Genomic DNA, 295 nt, shown 5'->3' with positions numbered 1-295 from the left:
CATCCGACCTGGTCCTGGCAGCGCCCGCTGGCGCGTGTCGTCGGGCGCAGCGAGGCCTCGGCCGACGCGGTGACCCTGCTGCTGGCGCCGAACCGGCACTGGCGCGGCGCCGTCGCCGGCCAGCATCTGCTCATCGGCGCGCGCATCGAGGGCGCCCTGGTGACGCGCAGCTACAGCCTGTCCGACGCGCCGCGCGCGGACGGCCGCATCGAGATCACGGTCAAGGCGATCGAGGGCGGCAAGCTCAGCGGTTACCTGCACCAGCGCGCGCGCATCGGCGAAGTGCTCGAACTCG

The 295-nt window shown here is 73.9% G+C and carries 1 protein-coding gene; it reads left to right on the top strand.

The window, feature by feature from the left end:
- Nucleotides 1-295 (top strand): ferredoxin reductase (locus HKX41_11060; GenBank protein ID NNC24670.1); only part of this gene is annotated, 295 nt, incomplete at both ends.

It is taken from the genome of Salifodinibacter halophilus (assembly GCA_012999515.1).
GTDB classification, from domain to species: domain Bacteria; phylum Pseudomonadota; class Gammaproteobacteria; order Nevskiales; family Salinisphaeraceae; genus Salifodinibacter; species Salifodinibacter halophilus.
This window is presented reverse-complemented; position numbering and strand designations above follow the sequence as displayed.